The organism is Escherichia sp. E2661, from assembly GCF_004745185.1.
Taxonomy (GTDB): domain Bacteria; phylum Pseudomonadota; class Gammaproteobacteria; order Enterobacterales; family Enterobacteriaceae; genus Escherichia.
The window spans coordinates 326,710-349,527 of sequence record NZ_PDIG01000001.1 but is presented as its reverse complement, the minus strand read 5'-3'; the positions used below and the strand labels follow the sequence as shown (position 1 = coordinate 349,527).

At 50.2% G+C, this 22,818-nt stretch carries 15 protein-coding genes and 4 pseudogenes; 15 read left to right on the top strand and 4 right to left on the bottom strand.

Annotation, left to right across the window (positions count from 1 at the left end; translation table 11 throughout):
• Window positions 1-310 (top strand): annotated as a pseudogene (locus CRI63_RS01845) (IS4 family transposase); the annotation flags it as partial.
• Window positions 311-622: 312 nt separating this feature from the next.
• On the opposite strand, the gene pflB reads toward CRI63_RS01845, so the two are convergent.
• The 3 genes from pflB to ycaO all read right to left on the bottom strand — a co-directional run bounded on the left by pflB (window position 623) and on the right by ycaO (window position 5,983).
• Window positions 623-2,905, bottom strand: a complete 2,283-nt coding sequence (gene pflB / locus CRI63_RS01840) for a formate C-acetyltransferase (RefSeq protein ID WP_001292820.1) — start codon at window positions 2,903-2,905, stop codon at window positions 623-625.
• A 54-nt stretch (window positions 2,906-2,959) separates the two neighbouring features.
• On the bottom strand, window positions 2,960-3,817 hold the full coding sequence (gene focA / locus CRI63_RS01835; RefSeq protein ID WP_000642546.1) for a formate transporter FocA: 858 nt from the start codon (window positions 3,815-3,817) through the stop codon (window positions 2,960-2,962).
• A 405-nt stretch (window positions 3,818-4,222) separates the two neighbouring features.
• On the bottom strand, window positions 4,223-5,983 hold the full coding sequence (gene ycaO / locus CRI63_RS01830; protein ID WP_135404496.1) for a 30S ribosomal protein S12 methylthiotransferase accessory factor YcaO: 1,761 nt from the start codon (window positions 5,981-5,983) through the stop codon (window positions 4,223-4,225).
• Window positions 5,984-6,112: 129 nt separating this feature from the next.
• On the opposite strand from ycaO, the gene CRI63_RS01825 reads away from it, so the two are divergent.
• From CRI63_RS01825 to CRI63_RS01755, 14 genes and pseudogenes are all read left to right on the top strand, one after another.
• Entirely contained in the window at window positions 6,113-6,805 is a 693-nt protein-coding gene (locus CRI63_RS01825; RefSeq protein ID WP_130205321.1) for a DUF421 domain-containing protein, read from the top strand.
• Between the two features lie 198 nt (window positions 6,806-7,003).
• Window positions 7,004-8,092, top strand: a complete 1,089-nt coding sequence (serC, locus tag CRI63_RS01820; RefSeq protein ID WP_000057132.1) for a 3-phosphoserine/phosphohydroxythreonine transaminase — start codon at window positions 7,004-7,006, stop codon at window positions 8,090-8,092.
• A 70-nt stretch (window positions 8,093-8,162) separates the two neighbouring features.
• A complete protein-coding gene (gene aroA, locus CRI63_RS01815) occupies window positions 8,163-9,446 on the top strand; it encodes a 3-phosphoshikimate 1-carboxyvinyltransferase (RefSeq protein WP_135518321.1) in 1,284 nt (427 codons plus the stop codon).
• Window positions 9,447-9,616: 170 nt separating this feature from the next.
• Window positions 9,617-10,381 carry a metallopeptidase YcaL gene (gene ycaL / locus CRI63_RS01805; RefSeq protein ID WP_130205325.1) on the top strand — a complete coding sequence of 255 codons (765 nt, stop codon included), beginning with the start codon at window positions 9,617-9,619 and terminating at the stop codon, window positions 10,379-10,381.
• Window positions 10,382-10,553: 172 nt separating this feature from the next.
• Entirely contained in the window at window positions 10,554-11,237 is a 684-nt protein-coding gene (gene cmk / locus CRI63_RS01800) for a (d)CMP kinase (protein ID WP_000125014.1), read from the top strand.
• A 111-nt stretch (window positions 11,238-11,348) separates the two neighbouring features.
• Entirely contained in the window at window positions 11,349-13,022 is a 1,674-nt protein-coding gene (rpsA, locus tag CRI63_RS01795; RefSeq protein ID WP_000140327.1) for a 30S ribosomal protein S1, read from the top strand.
• A gap of 159 nt (window positions 13,023-13,181) precedes the next feature.
• The gene (ihfB, locus tag CRI63_RS01790) at window positions 13,182-13,466 is read left to right on the top strand and encodes an integration host factor subunit beta (protein WP_000167336.1); all 285 of its coding nucleotides are present in this window, start codon (window positions 13,182-13,184) and stop codon (window positions 13,464-13,466) included.
• 205 nt (window positions 13,467-13,671) lie between these two features.
• Window positions 13,672-15,935, top strand: a pseudogene (locus CRI63_RS01785) (ComEC family protein).
• Between the two features lie 36 nt (window positions 15,936-15,971).
• Window positions 15,972-17,720 (top strand): lipid A ABC transporter ATP-binding protein/permease MsbA, encoded by a 1,749-nt coding sequence (gene msbA, locus CRI63_RS01780; RefSeq protein ID WP_130205329.1) that lies wholly within the window; start codon window positions 15,972-15,974, stop codon window positions 17,718-17,720.
• Entirely contained in the window at window positions 17,717-18,703 is a 987-nt protein-coding gene (lpxK, locus tag CRI63_RS01775; RefSeq protein WP_135518319.1) for a tetraacyldisaccharide 4'-kinase, read from the top strand. Before msbA ends, lpxK begins: the two co-directional genes overlap by 4 nt.
• A 36-nt stretch (window positions 18,704-18,739) precedes the next feature.
• A complete protein-coding gene (gene ycaQ, locus CRI63_RS01770) occupies window positions 18,740-19,972 on the top strand; it encodes a crosslink repair DNA glycosylase YcaQ (RefSeq protein ID WP_135518317.1) in 1,233 nt (410 codons plus the stop codon).
• Window positions 19,973-20,023: 51 nt separating this feature from the next.
• Window positions 20,024-20,206 (top strand): protein YcaR, encoded by a 183-nt coding sequence (gene ycaR / locus CRI63_RS01765; RefSeq protein WP_000350058.1) that lies wholly within the window; start codon window positions 20,024-20,026, stop codon window positions 20,204-20,206.
• Entirely contained in the window at window positions 20,203-20,949 is a 747-nt protein-coding gene (gene kdsB, locus CRI63_RS01760; protein WP_064528339.1) for a 3-deoxy-manno-octulosonate cytidylyltransferase, read from the top strand. The genes ycaR and kdsB overlap by 4 nt, the downstream gene beginning before the upstream one ends.
• 154 nt (window positions 20,950-21,103) lie before the next feature.
• Window positions 21,104-21,998: pseudogene (locus CRI63_RS01755) on the top strand (YcbJ family phosphotransferase).
• Here the strand turns inward: CRI63_RS01755 and elyC are convergent.
• Window positions 21,975-22,755: pseudogene (elyC, locus tag CRI63_RS01750) on the bottom strand (envelope biogenesis factor ElyC). The pseudogenes CRI63_RS01755 and elyC sit on opposite strands and share 24 nt — an antisense overlap.
• Between the last annotated feature and the right edge of the window lie 63 nt (window positions 22,756-22,818).

The window sequence follows — 22,818 nt, the reverse complement described above, 5'->3', positions numbered from 1 at the left end:
AGGAGGTGGTGGGGCATCTTGCTGGCGTTACAACCTGATACGGCGTGAGGCAACAAAAGCGGCTGAGAAACACAAAAAAGCGGCGTCAGAAATCAGCTTTAAGTTCGCGTTCCAGTTTATCGCGACAGAAATGATAGTGCTGGGAAATACGGCATCACCGGGGGACCATCCCGAAACGACTGGAGCATCTGCGGGGGGGCTCTGGAAGCGGTGTTCATAACAAAACGCCCCCCGACCATCAAGGCCGAGGGCAGTTAAGATATCAAAAACCCGTTATCCGGTGAAACGCAGCACCGCTCCGCTTAAGTGAACGGCATTGCTCAGTCGAGGGGCTTTTTTTGTCGATGTGGTCAATGTGTGGACGTGACCAGAAATAAATCCTTTTATTTCATGCAATTAGATATCAAAAAATGTCACCAATAACTGACATTGCGGTGTTTCTCCAGATGTGGCCCATCTGAGGCCGTGTTGGTGCGCAGCTCGAAGGCTACGTCGAGTCTGTTTTGGCAGTTACCCTAAAGTATAGATAGCTGACAAAAAAGGCTCTCTTGCTAAAAAAAGGCCCCACTTTCGTGGAGCCTTTATTGTACGCTTTTTACTGTAAGATTTCAGTCAAATCTAATTACATAGATTGAGTGAAGGTACGAGTAATAACGTCCTGCTGCTGTTCTTTAGTCAGCGAGTTGAAACGTACTGCGTAGCCAGATACACGGATGGTCAGCTGCGGATATTTTTCCGGGTTTTCCATCGCGTCGAGCAGCATTTCACGGTTCATCACGTTAACGTTCAGGTGCTGACCACCTTCGATGGACGCTTCGTGGTGGAAGTAACCATCCATCAGACCAGCCAGGTTGGTCTTACGAACTTCGTCGTCTTTACCCAGTGCGTTCGGAACGATAGAGAAGGTGTAAGAGATACCATCTTTAGCGTAAGCGAACGGCAGTTTAGCAACGGAAGTCAGAGACGCTACTGCACCTTTCTGGTCACGGCCGTGCATCGGGTTAGCACCCGGTCCGAACGGCGCGCCAGCACGACGACCGTCTGGGGTGTTACCGGTTTTCTTACCATACACAACGTTAGAAGTGATGGTCAGAACAGACTGAGTCGGGATAGCGTCACGGTAGGTATGCAGTTTCTGAATTTTCTTCATGAAACGTTCTACCAGGTCAACAGCCAGGTCATCTACACGCGGATCGTTGTTACCAAACTGCGGGTATTCGCCTTCGATTTCGAAGTCGATAGCCAGACCGTCTTCGTCACGAATCGGTTTAACTTTCGCATATTTGATTGCAGACAGGGAGTCTGCAGCAACGGACAGACCAGCGATACCACACGCCATGGTGCGGATAACGTCACGGTCGTGCAGCGCCATCAGAGAGGCTTCGTAGCTGTACTTGTCGTGCATGTAGTGGATGATGTTCAGTGCAGTGATGTACTGTTTAGCCAGCCAGTCCATGAAGTGATCCATGCGCTCCATCACTTCATCGTAGTTCAGGAGGTCGCCTTTGATCGGTTCAGACTTCGGACCAACCTGCATTTTCAGTTTTTCGTCAACGCCGCCGTTGATTGCGTACAGCATGGTTTTCGCCAGGTTTGCACGCGCACCGAAGAACTGCATTTGTTTACCAACGATCATCGGGCTTACGCAGCAAGCGATAGCGTAGTCATCGTTGTTGAAGTCCGGACGCATCAGGTCATCGTTCTCATACTGCAGAGAAGAGGTGTCGATGGACACTTTAGCGGCGAATTTCTTGAAGTTCAGCGGCAGTTTTTCAGACCACAGAATGGTCATGTTCGGTTCCGGAGACGGACCCATGGTGTACAGGGTGTTCAGGAAACGGAAGCTGTTTTTGGTAACCAGGGTACGACCGTCGAGGCCCATACCACCGATAGATTCGGTTGCCCAGATCGGGTCGCCAGAGAACAGTTCATCGTACTCAGGAGTACGCAGGAAGCGAACCATACGCAGTTTCATGACCAGGTGGTCAACCATTTCCTGCGCTTCTTGTTCGGTGATCTTGCCAGCTTTCAGGTCACGTTCGATGTACACATCCAGGAAGGTGGAGGTACGACCGAAGGACATTGCAGCACCGTTCTGAGACTTAACAGCAGCCAGGTAGCCGAAGTAAGTCCACTGGATAGCTTCCTGAGCGTTGGTAGCCGGACCAGAGATGTCGTAGCCGTATTTCGCAGCCATTTCTTTCATCTGACCCAGAGCGCGGTGCTGTTCAGCGATTTCTTCGCGCAGACGGATAGTCTGTTCCAGGTTTACGCCGTTTTCCAGATCAGCCTGCAGAGAGGTGAACTGTGCCAGTTTGTCTTTCATCAGGTAGTCGATACCGTACAGCGCAACGCGACGGTAGTCACCGATGATACGACCACGGCCATATGCATCTGGCAGACCGGTCAGAACACCAGATTTACGGCAACGCAGGATGTCCGGAGTGTAAACGTCGAACACGCCCTGGTTGTGAGTTTTACGGTATTCAGTGAAGATTTTTTTGATCATCGGATCCAGTTCGCGGTTGTACGCTTTGCAGGAACCTTCGATCATTTTGATACCACCGAACGGGATAAGAGCACGTTTCAGCGGAGCTTCAGTCTGCAGACCAACGATTTTCTCAAGTTGCTTGTTGATGTAGCCAGCGTCGTGAGAGGTGATGGTGGAAGCAACAGCGGTGTCAAAGTCAACTGGCGCGTGAGTGCGGTTTTCCAGTTTAACGCCTTCCATTACTTTGTCCCACAGGGTGGTGGTCGCTTCAGTAGCGCCAGCCAGGAAGGACTCGTCACCCTCGTACGGAGTGTAGTTTTTCTGAATGAAGTCACGGACGTTTACTTCATTCTGCCAGTCACCTTTGGTAAAACCTTCCCAGGCTGTGGCTAACTTTTCATTAAGCTCGGACATGTAACACCTACCTTCTTAAGTGGATTTTTTATTTACTGCGTACTTCGACAACCATTAATGGTGATCGTTTTCACGCAGGTAAATGACCCAGTATGTCAACCCAACCAACAAACCACCGCCGATAATATTACCGATCGTAACCGGAATCAGGTTATCAGTGATGAAGTTCATCACGGTCAGGTGAGAAAAATTTTCCGGTGCAGAACCGACAGCGGTCCAGAATTCCGGAGATGCGAAGTCGCGGATTACAATACCCATCGGGATCATAAACATGTTTGCGATACTGTGCTCAAAACCGCTGGCAACAAACATCGCGACCGGCAGCACCATGATAAACGCTTTGTCCATCAGGCTGCGGCCAGAATAACTCATCCATACTGCCAGACATACCATCAGGTTTGCCAGGATACCAAGACAGACGGCCTCAATAAAAGTATGGTGCACTTTGTGGTCGGCGGTTTGTAGGACATTTAGTCCCCATTGACCATTCGCGGTCATATATTCGCCAGAAAGCCACATTAAAAGTACAAACAGCAGTGCGCCGACCAGGTTGCCAAAATAGACATTTAGCCAGTTTTTCGCCAACTGGCCCCAGGTGATGCGCCCACTCGCCTTGGCAACAACAATCAACACTGTGGAAGTAAAGAGATCGGCTCCGCAGACAACACAAAGAATCAGCCCCAGAGAGAAGCAAATGCCGCCAACCAGTTTTGCCATGCCGAAGGGCATTGTGCCTGTGCCAGTGGTTGCTGTGATATAGAAGACGAATGCGATTGAGATGAAAACACCGGCGGTAATCGCCAGATAGAAAGTCTTAAGCGGATGTTTCGTTGCTTTATAGACACCTGCCTCTTCGGCCACTTTGGCCATTGCAGCAGGAAGTAAAAGATCAAAAGGGTTGTCAGCTTTCACACTAACTCTCTCTTTATTAAGTCGGCGACGAGATACTAACAAAGCATTATAGATGAGAAATTGATATAGATCATATCTCGCCTGGCTTATAGGCCCGTAACTCGCATGGTTTTTATGCAAATACGGAGTAAATATTTGATTATCCAAATAAAAATAAATTTTAAAAATTAACAAATGAGTTGAATTTTTTCCGCATCCTCCGCTAAAACAGTTAATTAAAAGGGAGCACCAGGCGAATAAAGTAACAATATCGATCGTATTTATTAAATACAAATTACCGATATTTAACTTTATAATTACAATTATTTTATTAATGCAAATATATGTAAAGCGGGGCATTAAAAAAATGCCCCGTAATATAACTCAGACGAATCATTAAGCCTACATTGCGTAGGCTATTTGATTTTATTTTGCCCAGAATGCTGCTTTGGCGCGCTGCAGCTTTTCGTAGGCCTTCAACAACGACTGATGTGCAGCAAACGCGTGCAGATCGCTATCTACTGGTTGCAACCCATAAAACGCCGCTTCGCCGCTCATTGCCGCACTGGCGGCTTCTACGGCATCTGCGCCGTACATGCGAACAAACGCATTCAGATATTGCAGCGGCTGGCGATCTTCTTCCTGTGCCAGTAATAACAACGTTTGCAGGCAACGATAATAGTTGGCGCGTTCCGGACTAAATACTGATGAGTTAAACTCCATCGTCCATTCGGTCCAGACCAGAGCCTGTTCCAGATCGCCACCAGCCAGCGCCAGCATGGCTTTTAATTCACCGATACGCAGAGTGTACCAGCCGTTATCCGGTCCGGTCGCCAGACCCAGCAGCTCACGCACGCGGGTAAAGTCATCAAAACCTTCTTCATCCAGTTGCTCGATGAGGTTCAGGTAATCTTCCTTTTCCCACTCGCTACCGGGCAGTGACAGAATTGTTTCCCGTAAATGGCTGCCCATACCGTTATTTGCCAGCCATAAATCTTCAGCCGGATAAATATCGGACATGCCAGGCACGATAATGCGGCAAGCGTAGACACCCAGATGCTCGTAATCGGCAATATAAACTTCTTTATCTTCCTTTTTGAAGATAGCCATCAGCGTGGCGAACTCTTCTTCCGTGGTGCCGGAGAAGCTCCAGTCAACAAACGGATAATCGGCATCCTGCTTGAACAGGTCCCAGGAGATCAAACCGCTGGAGTCGATAAAGTGCGTTTCGAGGTTAGTATGTTCAGCGACTTCTTCATCATCGAAGGTTGGTGGAGTAAACACATCCAAATCTTTCAGGCCACGACCTTGCAGCAGCTCGGTCACGGTACGTTCCAGTGCAACGCCAAAATCAGGATGCGCACCGAAAGAGGCAAAGCAGGTACCGTTAGCAGGATTGAACAGTACCACGCAAATCACCGGATACTGGCCGCCAAGCGAACCATCATAAGCAAAGATTGGGAAACCTTCTGCTTCCAGTGTTTCGATGGCTTCAACCACCGCTGGGTAACGCGCCAGCACGTCTGCCGGGATCTCTGGCAGGCTGATGCTTTCAGCAATAATGCGGTTTTTCACGTAGCGTTCGAAAACTTCAGACAATCCCTGAACGCGTGCTTCGTTGCGGGTATTACCTGCGGACATACCGTTGGAGACGTACAGGTTACCAATGATATTCATCGGAATATAAACGGTCTGATTGTCGGACTGACGCGTAAACGGCAGGCCGCAAATACCACGATCTTCGTTACCGGATTGCAGGTCAATCAGCATGCTACCGGTCAGTTCATTTTCCGGATCGTAAAATGCGCGCAGACGGTCATCGAGCAGCCCTTCTGGCACATCGTCATTTTCGGTCAGCGGGAACCATTTTTCGTTGGGATAATGCACGAACGGACCGTTGGCGATGGTTTCGCCCAGCCAGAAGTCCGCAAAGAAGTAGTTGGTAGACAGACGCTCGAAATATTCACCGAGGGCAGAAGCCAGCGCCGCTTTTTTGGTTGCGCCTTTGCCGTTGGTAAAACACAGGGCGCACTCTTTGTCGCGAATGTGCACAGACCAGACGTTCGGTACTGGATTCAGCCAGGAGGCCTCTTCAATCTGAAAACCGAGGTCGGAGAGTTTTTGCTGGAAGCGAGCGATGGAATCTTCCAGAGCGGCATCTTTGCCGGGGATAAATGTTTGCGTCATGAAAATCACTTTAGTCGTACGGAAAGCGCGCAATAATACGGGTTTTATCTCAAAGGCGCTATCACCGCCGCCATGCCGATGAACTGTTGACTATGCTTTTAGCGGATAAACCACGATAAGAGCATAAAAATGAAGGCGTTCGATCTCCACCGTATGGCATTTGATAAAGTGCCTTTTGATTTCCTTGGCGAAGTTGCACTACGTAGTCTTTATACCTTTGTACTGGTCTTTTTGTTCCTCAAAATGACCGGAAGACGCGGTGTGCGGCAGATGTCGCTGTTTGAAGTTTTAATCATTCTGACGCTGGGATCAGCGGCGGGAGATGTGGCGTTTTATGATGATGTGCCGATGGTCCCGGTACTTATCGTCTTTATTACTCTGGCGTTGTTATACCGCCTGGTAATGTGGTTGATGGCGCACAGTGAAAAACTGGAAGATTTGCTGGAAGGTAAACCGGTTGTCATTATTGAAGATGGCGAGCTGGCCTGGTCGAAACTCAATAACTCCAACATGACGGAATTTGAGTTCTTTATGGAACTACGGTTGCGTGGCGTGGAACAACTGGGGCAGGTACGTTTGGCTATTCTCGAAACCAACGGGCAAATTAGCGTCTATTTCTTTGAGAATGACAAAGTAAAACCGGGATTACTTATTTTACCCAGTGACTGTACTCAGCGTTACAAAGTGGTGCCGGAGTCGGCGGACTATGCATGCATCCGTTGCAGTGAAATCATTCATATGAATGCGGGGGAAAAACAATTATGTCCGCGCTGTGCAAATCCAGAATGGACGAAGGCAAGTCGGGCAAAACGGGTGACTTGACAGTAAAAACATCGGCTTTTTGCTAATAATCCGAGAGATTCTTTTGTGTGATGCAAGCCACATTTTTGCCCTCAACGGTTTTACTCATTGCGATGTGTGTCACTGAATGATAAAACCGATAGCCACAGGAATAATGTATTACCTGTGGTCGCAATCGATTGACCGCGGGTTAATAGCAACGCAACGTGGTGAGGGGAAATGGCTCAAATCTTCAATTTTAGTTCTGGTCCGGCAATGCTACCGGCAGAGGTGCTTAAACAGGCTCAACAGGAACTGCGCGACTGGAACGGTCTCGGTACGTCGGTGATGGAAGTGAGTCACCGTGGCAAAGAGTTCATTCAGGTTGCAGAGGAAGCCGAGAAGGATTTTCGTGATCTTCTTAATATCCCCTCCAACTACAAAGTATTGTTCTGCCACGGCGGCGGTCGCGGTCAGTTTGCTGCTGTACCGCTGAATATTCTTGGTGATAAAACCACCGCAGATTATGTTGATGCTGGTTACTGGGCGGCAAGTGCCATTAAAGAAGCGAAAAAATACTGCACGCCAAATGTCTTTGACGCCAAAGTGACTGTTGATGGTCTGCGTGCGGTTAAGCCAATGCGCGAATGGCAACTCTCTGATAATGCTGCTTATATGCATTACTGCCCGAATGAAACCATTGATGGTATCGCCATCGACGAAACGCCAGACTTCGGCAAAGATGTGGTGGTCGCTGCCGACTTCTCTTCAACGATTCTTTCCCGTCCGATTGACGTCAGCCGTTATGGCGTAATTTACGCTGGCGCGCAGAAAAATATCGGCCCGGCTGGCCTGACAATCGTCATCGTTCGTGAAGATTTGCTGGGCAAAGCGAATATCGCTTGTCCGTCGATTCTGGATTATTCCATCCTCAACGATAACGACTCCATGTTTAACACGCCGCCAACGTTTGCCTGGTATCTGTCTGGTCTGGTCTTCAAATGGCTGAAAGCGAACGGCGGTGTGGCTGCAATGGATAAGATCAATCAGCAAAAAGCAGAACTGCTGTATGGTGTGATTGATAACAGCGATTTCTACCGCAATGATGTGGCGAAAGCTAACCGTTCGCGGATGAACGTGCCGTTCCAGTTGGCGGATAGCGCGCTTGATAAATTGTTCCTCGAAGAGTCTTTCGCTGCGGGCTTACATGCGCTGAAAGGTCACCGTGTGGTCGGCGGAATGCGTGCTTCTATTTATAACGCCATGCCGCTGGAAGGCGTTAAAGCACTGACAGACTTCATGGTTGAGTTCGAACGTCGTCACGGCTAATGCCGACATTTTGCGTAATCCCCACAGCCAGACTGTGGGGTTTTTATTTCTGTTGTAGAGAGTTGAGTTCATGGAATCCCTGACGTTGCACCCCATCGCCCGTGTCGATGGCACTATTAATCTGCCCGGTTCCAAGAGCGTTTCTAACCGCGCTTTATTGCTGGCGGCATTAGCACACGGCAAAACAGTATTAACTAATCTGCTGGATAGCGATGACGTGCGCCATATGCTGAATGCATTAACGGCGTTAGGGGTAAGTTACACGCTTTCAGCCGATCGTACGCGTTGCGAAATCATCGGTAACGGCGGTCCATTACACGCAGAAAGCGCGCTGGAGTTGTTTCTTGGAAACGCCGGAACGGCTATGCGTCCGCTGGCGGCGGCACTTTGTCTGGGAAACAATGATATTGTCCTGACTGGTGAGCCGCGTATGAAAGAACGCCCGATTGGTCATCTGGTGGATGCGTTGCGCCAGGGCGGAGCGAAAATCACTTACCTGGAACAAGATAATTATCCGCCGTTGCGTTTACAGGGCGGTTTTACTGGCGGCAGCGTCGACGTTGATGGCTCCGTTTCCAGCCAGTTCCTCACCGCACTGTTAATGACTGCGCCTCTTGCGCCGAAAGATACAGTTATTCGTATTAAAGGTGATCTGGTTTCTAAACCTTATATCGATATCACGCTCAACCTGATGAAAACGTTTGGTGTTGAGATTGAAAATCAGCACTATCAACAATTTGTCGTAAAAGGGGGGCAGTCTTATCAGTCTCCGGGTACTTATTTGGTCGAAGGAGATGCATCTTCAGCTTCTTACTTCCTGGCAGCAGCAGCAATCAAAGGCGGCACGGTAAAAGTGACCGGCATTGGACGCAACAGTATGCAGGGCGATATTCGATTTGCTGATGTACTGGAAAAAATGGGGGCGACCATTAGCTGGGGCGATGATTATATTGCCTGCACGTGTGGCGAACTGAACGCCATCGATATGGATATGAACCATATTCCCGATGCGGCGATGACCATTGCCACGACGGCGTTATTTGCAAAAGGCACAACCACGCTGCGCAATATTTATAACTGGCGCGTAAAAGAAACGGATCGCCTGTTCGCGATGGCAACAGAGCTACGTAAAGTCGGTGCAGAAGTTGAAGAGGGGCACGATTTCATTCGCATAACTCCACCGGTAAAACTGAACTTTGCCGAGATCGCGACATACAATGATCACCGGATGGCGATGTGTTTCTCGCTGGTGGCATTGTCAGATACGCCAGTGACGATTCTTGACCCCAAATGTACGGCTAAAACCTTCCCGGATTACTTCGAACAACTGGCGCGGATAAGCCAACCAGCTTGAATAACGGGCGATAAATAGACAAATATTTCTTTCTAAAAACGTCGGCACATTGCCGGCGTTTTTTTTTTTTTTCGGACCTTGTGAGTCATTTTGAACAGTGGTAACGTCGATTATCAATGTAACTTATTGATACATAATATTTATATATGATTAATCAACGGATGATTCACATGAAGAATACTAAATTACTGCTGGCGATTGCGACTTCTGCAGCACTACTGACAGGGTGTCAAAATACGCACGGTATTGATACCAATATGGCTATCAGCTCCGGTTTAAATGCCTATAAAGCTGCAACGTTAAGCGACGCCGATGCAAAAGCCATTGCCAATCAGGGCTGTACCGAAATGGACAGCGGCAATCAAGTTGCAAGCAAATCCAGCAAGTACGGTAAACGTCTGGCAAAAATCGCCAAAGCATTGGGTAACAACATTAACGGTACGCCGGTTAACTATAAGGTTTATATGACCAGCGACGTTAACGCATGGGCGATGGCAAACGGCTGTGTCCGTGTCTACAGTGGCCTGATGGACATGATGAACGACAACGAAATTGAAGGCGTTCTGGGTCATGAACTGGGACACGTTGCATTGGGTCACTCTCTGGCTGAAATGAAAGCATCTTATGCGATTGTTGCCGCACGCGATGCAATTTCCGCCACCAGCGGTGTTGCTTCCCAGCTTTCTCGCTCGCAACTGGGCGATATCGCAGAAGGCGCTATCAATGCTAAGTACTCCCGCGATAAAGAGTCTGAAGCAGATGATTTCTCCTTTGATCTGCTGAAGAAACGTGGCATTAACACCCAGGGACTGGTCGGTAGCTTTGAAAAACTGGCCAGCCTGGATGGCGGTCGTACTCAGTCTATGTTTGACTCTCATCCACCATCAGCAGAGCGTGCACAGCACATCCGCGATCGTATCGCCTCCGGTAAGTAAATCATTGTCATCTTTCGGGCTGGTCTTTCGCCAGCCCGCTATAATTGCGCAATAAATCCCCATCTGAATACAGACAAAACTGGTTTTTGCACACAACGTTAACGATTTGTGGCGCCGACGCGTATAATGCGCGCGGTTATGTTAACGGTACGCCTGTTTTAAGGAGATAAAGATGACGGCAATTGCCCCGGTTATTACCATTGATGGCCCAAGCGGTGCAGGGAAAGGCACCTTGTGTAAGGCTATGGCGGAAGCGTTGCAATGGCATCTGCTGGACTCGGGTGCAATTTATCGCGTACTGGCACTGGCGGCATTACATCACCATGTTGATGTTGCGTCGGAAGATGCGCTGGTGCCGCTGGCATCCCATCTGGATGTACGTTTTGTGTCGACCAATGGCAATCTGGAAGTGATCCTCGAAGGGGAAGATGTCAGCGGCGAAATTCGTACTCAGGAAGTGGCGAATGCTGCTTCACAAGTCGCTGCATTCCCACGCGTTCGTGAAGCATTATTGCGTCGCCAACGCGCATTCCGGGAGTTACCCGGTTTGATCGCCGATGGTCGCGATATGGGGACAGTGGTATTCCCTGATGCGCCAGTAAAAATTTTCCTTGACGCCTCCTCGGAAGAACGTGCGCATCGCCGCATGCTACAGTTGCAGGAGAAGGGCTTTAGTGTTAACTTTGAGCGCCTTTTGGCCGAGATCAAAGAACGCGACGATCGCGATCGTAATCGCGCGGTAGCGCCCTTGGTTCCGGCAGCCGATGCTTTAGTTTTGGATTCCACCACCTTAAGCATTGAGCAAGTGATTGAAAAAGCGTTACACTACGCGCGCCAAAAATTGGCTCTCGCATAAGCGACCGAATTTGCAGTACCCCCCGTTGCAATGGAATGACAGCGGGTATGTTAAACAACCCCATCCGGCACGGAGCCAGGTGGACGTTAAATATAAACCTGAAGATTAAACATGACTGAATCTTTTGCTCAACTCTTTGAAGAGTCCTTAAAAGAAATCGAAACCCGCCCGGGTTCTATCGTTCGTGGCGTTGTTGTTGCTATCGACAAAGATGTAGTACTGGTTGACGCTGGTCTGAAATCTGAGTCTGCCATCCCGGCTGAGCAGTTCAAAAACGCCCAAGGCGAACTGGAAATCCAGGTAGGTGACGAAGTTGACGTTGCTCTGGACGCAGTAGAAGACGGCTTCGGTGAAACTCTGCTGTCCCGTGAGAAAGCTAAACGTCACGAAGCCTGGATCACGCTGGAAAAAGCTTACGAAGATGCTGAAACTGTTACCGGTGTTATCAACGGCAAAGTTAAGGGCGGCTTCACTGTTGAGCTGAACGGTATTCGTGCGTTCCTGCCAGGTTCTCTGGTAGACGTTCGTCCGGTGCGTGACACTCTGCACCTGGAAGGCAAAGAGCTTGAATTCAAAGTAATCAAGCTGGATCAGAAGCGCAACAACGTTGTTGTTTCTCGTCGTGCCGTTATCGAATCCGAAAACAGCGCAGAGCGCGATCAGCTGCTGGAAAACCTGCAGGAAGGCATGGAAGTTAAAGGTATCGTTAAGAACCTCACTGACTACGGTGCATTCGTTGATCTGGGCGGCGTTGACGGCCTGCTGCACATCACTGACATGGCCTGGAAACGCGTTAAGCATCCGAGCGAAATCGTCAACGTGGGCGACGAAATCACTGTTAAAGTGCTGAAGTTCGACCGCGAACGTACCCGTGTATCCCTGGGCCTGAAACAGCTGGGCGAAGATCCGTGGGTAGCTATCGCTAAACGTTATCCGGAAGGTACCAAACTGACTGGTCGCGTGACCAACCTGACCGACTACGGCTGCTTCGTTGAAATCGAAGAAGGCGTTGAAGGCCTGGTACACGTTTCCGAAATGGATTGGACCAACAAAAACATCCACCCGTCCAAAGTTGTTAACGTTGGCGATGTAGTGGAAGTTATGGTTCTGGATATCGACGAAGAACGTCGTCGTATCTCCCTGGGTCTGAAACAGTGCAAAGCTAACCCGTGGCAGCAGTTCGCGGAAACCCACAACAAGGGCGACCGTGTTGAAGGTAAAATCAAGTCTATCACTGACTTTGGTATCTTCATCGGCCTGGACGGCGGTATCGACGGCCTGGTTCACCTGTCTGACATCTCCTGGAACGTTGCAGGCGAAGAAGCAGTTCGTGAATACAAAAAAGGCGACGAAATCGCTGCAGTTGTTCTGCAGGTTGACGCAGAACGTGAACGTATCTCCCTGGGCGTTAAACAGCTCGCAGAAGATCCGTTCAACAACTGGGTTGCTCTGAACAAGAAAGGCGCTATCGTAACCGGTAAAGTAACTGCAGTTGACGCTAAAGGCGCAACCGTAGAACTGGCTGACGGCGTTGAAGGTTACCTGCGTGCTTCTGAAGCATCCCGTGACCGCGTTGAAGACGCTACCCTGGTTCTGAGCGTTGGCGACGAAGTTGAAGCTAAATTCACTGGCGTTGATCGTAAAAACCGCGCAATCAGCCTGTCTGTTCGTGCGAAAGACGAAGCTGACGAGAAAGATGCAATCGCAACTGTTAACAAACAGGAAGATGCAAACTTCTCCAACAACGCAATGGCTGAAGCTTTCAAAGCAGCTAAAGGCGAGTAATTCTCTGACTCTTCGGGATTTTTATTCCGAAGTTTGCTGAGTTTACTTGACAGATTGCAGGTTTCGTCCTGTAATCAAGCACTAAGGGCGGCTACGGCCGCCCTTAATCAATGCAGCAACAGCAGCCGTTAAATTTGCCTTTAAGGAACCGGAGGAATCATGACCAAGTCAGAATTGATAGAAAGACTTGCCACCCAGCAATCGCACATTCCCGCCAAGACGGTTGAAGATGCAGTAAAAGAGATGCTGGAGCATATGGCCTCGACTCTTGCGCAGGGCGAGCGTATTGAAATCCGCGGTTTCGGCAGTTTCTCTTTGCACTACCGCGCACCGCGTACCGGACGTAATCCGAAGACTGGCGATAAAGTAGAGCTGGAAGGAAAATACGTTCCTCACTTTAAACCTGGTAAAGAACTGCGCGATCGCGCCAATATTTACGGTTAAGTTTTAGTAAAACTTGAACGCGGAAAAAGCACCTGACGGGTGCTTTTTTCATTTCTGCAATATGGTTCTGGAAGCTGTCTCGCAGAGTTGTGTACAGTTTTCATGATCCTGCTAAATTCTTCCGAACGTGCCTCGGGCAACGCAAAACTCCCGCCAGACAACCACTCAACAAAGTTGCACACTTTCCAAAAACAGGGAGGAGTGCATGAAAATAACGACAGTTAGCCTGTGCATAATTTGCGGGATTTTTCCGCTGCTGATTTTGCCGCAGTTGCCTGGGACATTAACTCTCGCGAGTCTGACTGTATTCGTCTGCGTACTGGCATTTATTCCTGTTAAAGTCGTCCGTTATTTCACGCTGACATTGCTGTTTTTTCTTTGGGGCGTGTTGGCGGCGAAGCAAATTCTGTGGGCAGGAGAAAACTTAACTGGCGCGACGCAGGATGCAGTCGTCGAGATTACCGCCACTGACGGCATGACCACGCATTACGGGCAAATTACTCATCTACAAGGGCGGCGGTTATTTCCCGCGCCAGGCATCGCGCTATATGGCGAATATTTGCCACAATCGGTATGCGCTGGGCAACGATGGTCGATGAAACTCAAAGTACGTGCTGTTCATGGTCAACTTAATGATGGCGGCTTTGACAGCCAGCGTTATGCCATTGCCCAGCATCAGCCACTTACCGGACGTTTTCTGCAAGCAAGCGTCATTGAACCAGGTTGTAGCCTACGTGCGCAATATCTGGCATCCCTGCAAACGACGCTGCAGCCGTATTCATGGCAGACGGTGATGCTCGGCTTAGGAATGGGTGAACGGTTATCGGTATCTAAAGAAACTAAAAATATAATGCGCGATACCGGTACGGCACATTTAATGGCGATATCGGGTTTACACATCGCTTTTGCAGCATTACTGGCTGCGGGGCTAATTCGTGGCGGGCAAATTTTCCTCCCCGGGCGTTGGATTTACTGGCAGATGCCATTAATCGGTGGAGTTTGCTGCGCTGCTTTTTATGCCTGGCTTACCGGTATGCAGCCGCCTGCATTGCGTACCGTGGTGGCGCTTGCGACCTGGGGAGCGCTCAAATTGAGCGGCCGGCAATGGAGTGGTTGGGATGTGTGGATATGCTGCCTGGCAGCAATTCTGCTGATGGATCCTGTCGCTATCCTCTCGCAAAGTTTGTGGCTCTCTGCCGCAGCGGTGGCAGCGCTGATATTTTGGTATCAGTGGTTTCCCTGCCCAGTCTGGCCATTGCCGCCTGTATTGCAATCTATTGTTTCACTTATCCATCTGCAACTTGGTATAACACTCCTGCTAATGCCGGTGCAAATAGTCATATTTCATGGCATTAGTCTGACTTCATTTATGGCAAATTTGTTCGCTATTCCCTTAGTGACATTTATTTCGGTTCCGTTGATCCTCGCCGCGATGGTTGTACATTTAAGCGGGCCATTAATCCTGGAACAAGGTATATGGTTTCTTGCCGATCGGTCCTTAGCTTTACTTTTTTGGGGGTTAAAGAGTTTGCCTGAAGGGTGGATAAGCATTGCTGAACGTTGGCAATGGCTATCATTTTCGCCCTGGTTATTACTGGTGATATGGCGACTAAACGCATGGCAAACGTTGCCTGCGGTGTGTATGGCTGGAGGAATTATAATGTGTTGGCCACTGTGGCAAAAACCACGGTCTGATGAGTGGCAGGTTTATATGCTTGATGTCGGGCAAGGGCTGGCAATGGTGATCGCTCGAAACGGTAAAGCGGTTCTCTATGATACAGGGCTCGCCTGGCCGGAGGGGGACAGTGGGCAACAACTGATTATTCCCTGGCTCCGCTGGCATGACCTTGAACCGGTAGGCGTTATTCTTAGTCATGAACATCTTGATCATCGGGGTGGACTGGACTCGATATTACATGCCTGGCCGACGTTATGGGTAAGAAGCCCCTTAAACTGGGTGCATCATCAGCCTGCGTGCGTGGCGAAGCGTGGCAGTGGCAAGGATTGCAGTTTAGTGTGCTCTGGCCTTTGCAAGGGAGTAACGAAAAGGGAAATAACCATTCCTGTGTGATTAAGGTTGATGATGGAACACATAGCATTCTTTTGACTGGCGATATTGAAGCCCCCGCTGAACAAAAAATGCTAAGTCATTACTGGCAACAGGTTCAGGCAACTTTGATTCAGGTACCCCATCACGGTAGTAATACCTCGTCATCAGTGCCATTGATTCAGCGGGTAAATGGAAAAATGGCACTGGCATCGGCATCGCGCTATAACGCATGGCGATTGCCCTCCAGTAAAGTCAAACTTCGCTATCAACTACAAGGATATCAATGGGTTGACACCCCACATCAGGGGCAAATAACGGTCTATTTTTCAGCTCAAGGTTGGCGGGTGAGCAGCCTAAGGGAGCAAATTTTACCTCGTTGGTATCATCAGTGGTTTGGCGTGCCAGTGGATAACGGGTAGAATATGCGGCTATTTCAACAAATGCTGGTTTTTTGAATGCATAACGACAAAGATCTCTCTACGTGGCAGACATTCCGCCGACTGTGGCCAACCATTGCGCCTTTTAAAGCGGGTCTGATCGTGGCGGGCATAGCGTTAATTCTCAACGCAGCCAGCGATACCTTCATGTTATCGCTCCTTAAGCCGCTTCTCGATGATGGCTTTGGTAAAACAGATCGCTCCGTGCTGATGTGGATGCCGCTGGTGGTTATCGGGCTGATGATTTTACGTGGTATCACCAGTTATATCTCCAGCTACTGTATCTCCTGGGTATCAGGAAAAGTGGTCATGACCATGCGTCGACGTCTGTTCGGCCACATGATGGGAATGCCAGTGTCATTTTTTGACAAACAGTCAACCGGGACACTGCTTTCACGTATTACATACGACTCTGAACAGGTTGCTTCGTCGTCTTCCGGCGCGCTGATTACGGTGGTGCGTGAAGGTGCTTCCATTATCGGTCTGTTCGCCATGATGTTCTATTACAGCTGGCAGCTGTCGATCATTTTGATTGTGTTGGCGCCGATTGTCTCGATTGCGATTCGTATCGTGTCGAAGCGTTTTCGCAGCATCAGTAAAAACATGCAGAACACCATGGGGCAGGTGACCACCAGTGCTGAACAGATGCTGAAAGGCCACAAAGAAGTATTGATTTTTGGCGGCCAGGAAGTAGAAACAAAGCGTTTTGATAAGGTCAGCAACAAGATGCGTTTGCAGGGCATGAAAATGGTTTCTGCTTCTTCCATCTCTGACCCGATCATTCAGCTGATCGCCTCTCTGGCACTGGCATTTGTTCTCTACGCTGCGAGCTTCCCAAGCGTGATGGATAGCCTGACCGCCGGTACGATTACTGTCGTCTTCTCTTCGATGATTGCACTGATGCGTCCGTTGAAATCGCTGACCAACGTTAACGCCCAGTTCCAACGCGGGATGGCAGCATGTCAGACGCTGTTTACCATTCTGGATAGTGAACAGGAGAAAGACGAAGGTAAACGCGAGATTGAGCGTGCTACCGGCGACGTCGAATTCCGCAATGTCACCTTTACCTATCCGGGGCGTGAAGTCCCGGCGCTGCGTAATATCAACCTGAAGATCCCGGCAGGGAAAACAGTGGCTCTGGTAGGGCGTTCGGGGTCGGGTAAATCGACCATCGCCAGCCTGATCACCCGTTTTTATGATATCGATGAAGGCGAGATCCTGATGGATGGTCACGATCTGCGCGAGTATACCCTGGCGTCTTTACGTAACCAGGTTGCTCTGGTGTCGCAGAATGTCCATCTGTTTAATGACACGGTTGCCAACAACATTGCTTACGCCCGTACTGAACAGTACAGCCGTGAGCAAATTGAAGAAGCTGCACGTATGGCCTACGCCATGGACTTTATCAATAAGATGGATAACGGTCTTGATACGGTGATTGGTGAAAACGGCGTGTTGCTCTCTGGCGGTCAGCGCCAGCGTATTGCCATTGCCCGTGCCTTGCTGCGTGATAGCCCAATTCTGATTCTGGATGAAGCCACCTCGGCGCTGGACACCGAATCCGAACGCGCGATTCAGGCGGCGCTGGACGAGTTGCAGAAAAACCGTACCTCTCTGGTGATTGCCCACCGCTTGTCTACCATTGAAAAGGCAGACGAAATTGTGGTCGTCGAGGACGGGATCATTGTGGAACGCGGTACGCATAACGATTTGCTTGAGCACCGTGGAGTCTACGCACAACTTCATAAAATGCAGTTTGGCCAATGATCGAAAAAATCTGGTCTGGCGAGTCGCCTTTGTGGCGGCTACTGCTGCCACTCTCCTGGCTGTATGGTCTGGTGAGTGGCGTTATCCGTCTTTGCTATAAACTAAAACTGAAGCGCGCCTGGCGTGCCCCCGTACCGGTTGTCGTGGTTGGTAATCTCACCGCAGGCGGCAACGGAAAAACTCCGGTGGTTGTCTGGCTGGTGGAACAACTACAAAAACGCGGTATTCGTGTTGGCATAGTGTCCCGGGGCTATGGCGGTAAAGCTGAGTCGTATCCGCTGTTATTGTCGGCAGATACCACCACCGCACAGGCGGGCGATGAACCGGTGCTGATTTATCAGCGTACGGGTGCACCTGTTGCAGTTTCTCCTGTCCGTTCAGATGCGGTAAAAGCCATTCTGGCGCAATATCCCGATGTGCAGATTATCGTGACTGATGACGGTTTACAGCATTATCGTCTGGCGCGTGATGTGGAAATCGTCGTCATCGATGGCGTACGTCGCTTTGGCAATGGCTGGTGGTTGCCTGCGGGGCCAATGCGCGAGCGCGCGGGGCGCTTAAAATCGGTTGATGCGGTAATCGTCAACGGCGGTGTCCCCCGCAGCGGTGAAATCCCCATGCATCTGCTGCCGGGTCAGGCGGTGAATTTACGTACCGGTACGCGTTGTGACGTTGCTCAGCTTGAACATGTGGTGGCGATGGCGGGGATTGGGCATCCGCCGCGCTTTTTTGCCACGCTGAAGATGTGCGGCGTACAACCGGAAAAATATGTACCGCTGGCCGATCATCAGTCTTTGAATCATGCGGATGTTAGTGCGTTGGTAAGCGCCGGGCAAACGCTGGTAATGACTGAAAAAGATGCGGTGAAATGTCGGGCTTTTGCAGAAGAAAATTGGTGGTATTTGCCCGTTGACGCACAGCTTTCAGGTGATGAACCAGCAAAACTGCTTGCGCAACTAACTTCGCTGGCTTCTGGCAACTAGTTACGCCGCGGCAGCGTTCGATTGATGGAGTCATGAATGTCGCTGCCGCACCTCTCCCTTGCTGATGCGCGTAATCTTCACCTTGCCGCGCAAGGCCTGTTAAACAAACCCCGCCGTCGAGCGTCGTTGGAGGATATTCCAGCAACGATCTCCCGCATGTCCTTGCTGCAAATCGATACCATCAATATTGTTGCCCGTAGTCCATATCTGGTGCTTTTCAGTCGTCTGGGAAATTATCCTGCGCAGTGGCTGGATGAGTCTCTGGCGTGTGGCGAATTAATGGAATACTGGGCGCATGAAGCCTGCTTTATGCCGCGTAGCGATTTTCGTCTTATTCGCCACCGCATGCTGGCACCTGAAAAAATGGGCTGGAAATACAGAGATGCCTGGATGCAGGAACATGCGGCGGAAATTGCACAGTTAATTCAGCATATTCATGATAAGGGGCCGGTACGTTCAGCCGATTTTGAGCATCCTCGTAAAGGGGCGAGCGGCTGGTGGGAGTGGAAGCCGCATAAACGGCATCTGGAAGGGCTCTTTACCGCCGGAAAGGTGATGGTGATTGAACGGCGCAACTTCCAGCGCGTTTATGATTTAACCCACCGAGTCATGCCTGACTGGGATGATGAGCGCGACCTCGTTTCGCAAACAGAAGCAGAAATCATCATGCTGGATAACAGTGCGCGCAGCCTGGGAATATTTCGCGAGCAGTGGCTGGCGGATTACTACCGGCTGAAACGTCCGGCGCTGGCGGCGTGGCGCGAAGCGAGGGCTGAACAGCAGCAAATCATTGCTGTGCATGTTGAAAAATTGGGTAATCTTTGGCTGCATGCTGATTTGCTGCCGCTACTCGAACGTGCGCTCGCCGGAAAGCTCACTGCAACGCACAGCGCGGTACTTTCGCCTTTTGATCCTGTTGTCTGGGATCGTAAACGGGCAGAGCAACTTTTTGATTTTAGCTACCGGCTGGAGTGCTACACGCCAGCGCCCAAACGCCAGTATGGTTATTTCGTTCTACCGTTATTGCATCGTGGGCAATTAGTTGGGCGAATGGATTCTAAGATGCATCGCCAGACTGGCATCTTTGAAGTGCTCTCTCTCTGGTTACAGGATGGGGTAAAACCAACAGTGACCCTTCAAAAAGGGCTGCGTCAGGCGATTACTGATTTTGCTCACTGGCAGCAGGCAACACGAGTAACAATAGGGCGCTGCCCGCACGGTTTCTTTACCGATTGCCGCACCGGCTGGGAAATAGACCCCGACGCATAAATGATTATGATAAGATTTATGCATTCATAACCCGATCCATCTGGAGGAACTATGGATCATCGTCTGCTTGAAATCATTGCCTGCCCGGTTTGCAACGGCAAACTTTGGTATAACCAGGAAAAACAAGAACTTATTTGCAAACTGGACAACTTGGCTTTTCCGCTGCGCGATGGCATTCCAGTGCTGCTGGAAACGGAAGCCCGCGTGCTGACTGCTGATGAGAGTAAATCATGAGTTTTGTGGTCATTATTCCCGCGCGCTACGCTTCCACGCGTCTGCCAGGTAAGCCGCTGGTCGATATTAACGGCAAACCCATGATTGTTCATGTACTCGAACGCGCGCGCGAATCAGGTGCCGAGCGCATCATCGTCGCAACCGATCATGAGGATGTCGCCCGCGCTGTTGAAGCTGCTGGCGGTGAAGTATGCATGACGCGTGCTGATCACCAGTCAGGTACAGAACGCCTGGCGGAAGTTGTCGAAAAATGCGCGTTCAGCGACGACACGGTGATTGTGAATGTGCAGGGGGATGAACCGATGATCCCCGCGACAATCATTCGTCAGGTTGCCGATAACCTTGCCCAGCGTCAGGTTGGAATGGCGACCCTGGCTGTGCCTATCCACAGTGCGGAAGAAGCCTTTAATCCGAATGCGGTTAAAGTTGTTCTCGACGCCGAAGGTTATGCGCTCTACTTCTCGCGCGCCACCATTCCGTGGGATCGTGACCGTTTTGCGAAAGGTCTGGAAACCGTAGGAGATAACTTCCTGCGACATCTCGGCATTTATGGCTATCGTGCAGGTTTTATCCGCCGCTATGTTAACTGGCAGCCAAGCCCGTTAGAACATATCGAAATGCTAGAGCAGCTTCGTGTGCTGTGGTATGGAGAAAAAATCCATGTTGCTGTCGCCCAGGAGGTTCCTGGCACCGGTGTAGATACTCCCGAAGATCTTGAGCGTGTTCGCGCTGAAATGGCTTAATTTTTCCCCACGACACTCCATCTCAATTTTGGGAGGAGTGTCGTAGCGTTACGATTCTCTTCATTTTTTCCCTTCAACAATTGATCTCATTCAGGTGACATCTTTTACATTGGCGCTCATTATGAAAGCAGTAGCTTTTATGAGGGTAATCTGAATGGAACAGCTGCGTGCCGAACTAAGCCATTTACTGGGCGAAAGATTGAGTCGTATAGAGTGTGTGAATAGAAAAAGCAGACACAACTCTGTGGGCGTTGTATGACAGCCAGGGAAACCCGATGCCGCTCATGGCGCGAAGTTTTTCTACCCCGGGGCAGGCCAGACAGCTGGCATGGAAAACCACCATGCTGGCTCGGAGCGGGACTGTTCGCATGCCGACTATCTATGGCGTGATGACGCATGAAGAACATCCCGGTCCCGATGTCTTGTTGCTGGAGCGGATGCGCGGTGTTTCTGTGGAAGCTCCCGCAAGAACGCCAGAGCGCTGGGAACATCTGAAAGATCAAATTGTTGAAGCGTTGCTGGCCTGGCACCGTCAGGACAGCCGCGGATGTGTTGGCGCAGTTGACAATACTCAGGAAAATTTCTGGCCTTCCTGGTATCGTCAGCACGTTGAAATGCTGTGGGCGACGCTCAATCAGTTCAATAACACAGGTTTAACCATGCAGGATAAGCGGATTCTGTTTCGCACTCGTGAATGTCTGCCGGTGTTGTTTGAAGGTTTTAACGATAATTGTGTGCTGATTCACGGCAATTTCTGTTTGCGTAGCATGCTGAAAGATTCCCGTAGCGATCAGCTCCTGGCGATGGTCGGACCGGGGTTAATGCTCTGGGCGCCGCGTGAGTATGAATTATTCCGGTTGATGGATAACACCCTGGCGGAAGATTTGCTCTGGAGTTACCTGCAACGCGCGCCAGTGGCGGAGTCTTTCATCTGGCGGCGTTGGCTGTATGTGTTATGGGATGAAGTTGCGCAACTGGTCAATACCGGACGGTTTAACCGTAGCAACTTTGATCTGGCGACTAAATCACTCCTGCCGTGGCTCGCCTGACGAACCTTTTAACCACTGCCAGATGCGGCCAAGCGTTTCATAGCCAACGCGGTCGCTATGCATCAACCAGACCGGAGACGGGATTGCCCGTTCCCAAGGATTAAGCGGCGAGTCGATTGCTAACTGGTTCGCCGGGGCTGGCAGCGGATTTAGCCCTTCCTGCTGAAAAAAGATCATCGCGCGTGGCAAATGAGACGCAGATGTCACCAGCAGGAAAAGGGCATCGCCAATCGCCTGTTTCACTGCGGCAGCTTCTTCTTCGGTATCTTTTGGTAAATCCAGTGTGATAATTTGCTCGCGTGGGACACCCAGCGATTGCGCCACTCTGGCACCTACTTCCGCTGTACTCACCGTATTGGTTTTTGCTACGCCTCCCGTGAAGATCAGCTTTGATCCCGGATTTTCGCGCCATAAGCGAATACCTTCATTCAGGCGCGGCAAACTGTTATTGATTAAATTAGAGCTCGGTGCCCACTGTGGGTTCCAGGTATAACCACCTCCGAGCACCACGATATAGTCCACTTTTTTGCGCATTATTCCATGTCGGATAGGTGCTTTCGATGGGACGCAGCAGGCGGTCGGCTACCGGTTGCAAACTCAATAACAAGAGCGCCAGCCACCCAATGCTAACAAAAATCTTCCCGGTTTTTTGAAAACGGCTAAACCACAGCAGCGCCAGGCCAGCACCAATAATCAACAACATCAGCGGAAGTGGCAGCAGCATGCCGCCAATCACTTTTTTCAGTGTAAAAAGCATCCTTTCTGGTTCCTTTTTTGACCATATAGCAAGGGATCGCCAGCGATATTACACCAGACGGGT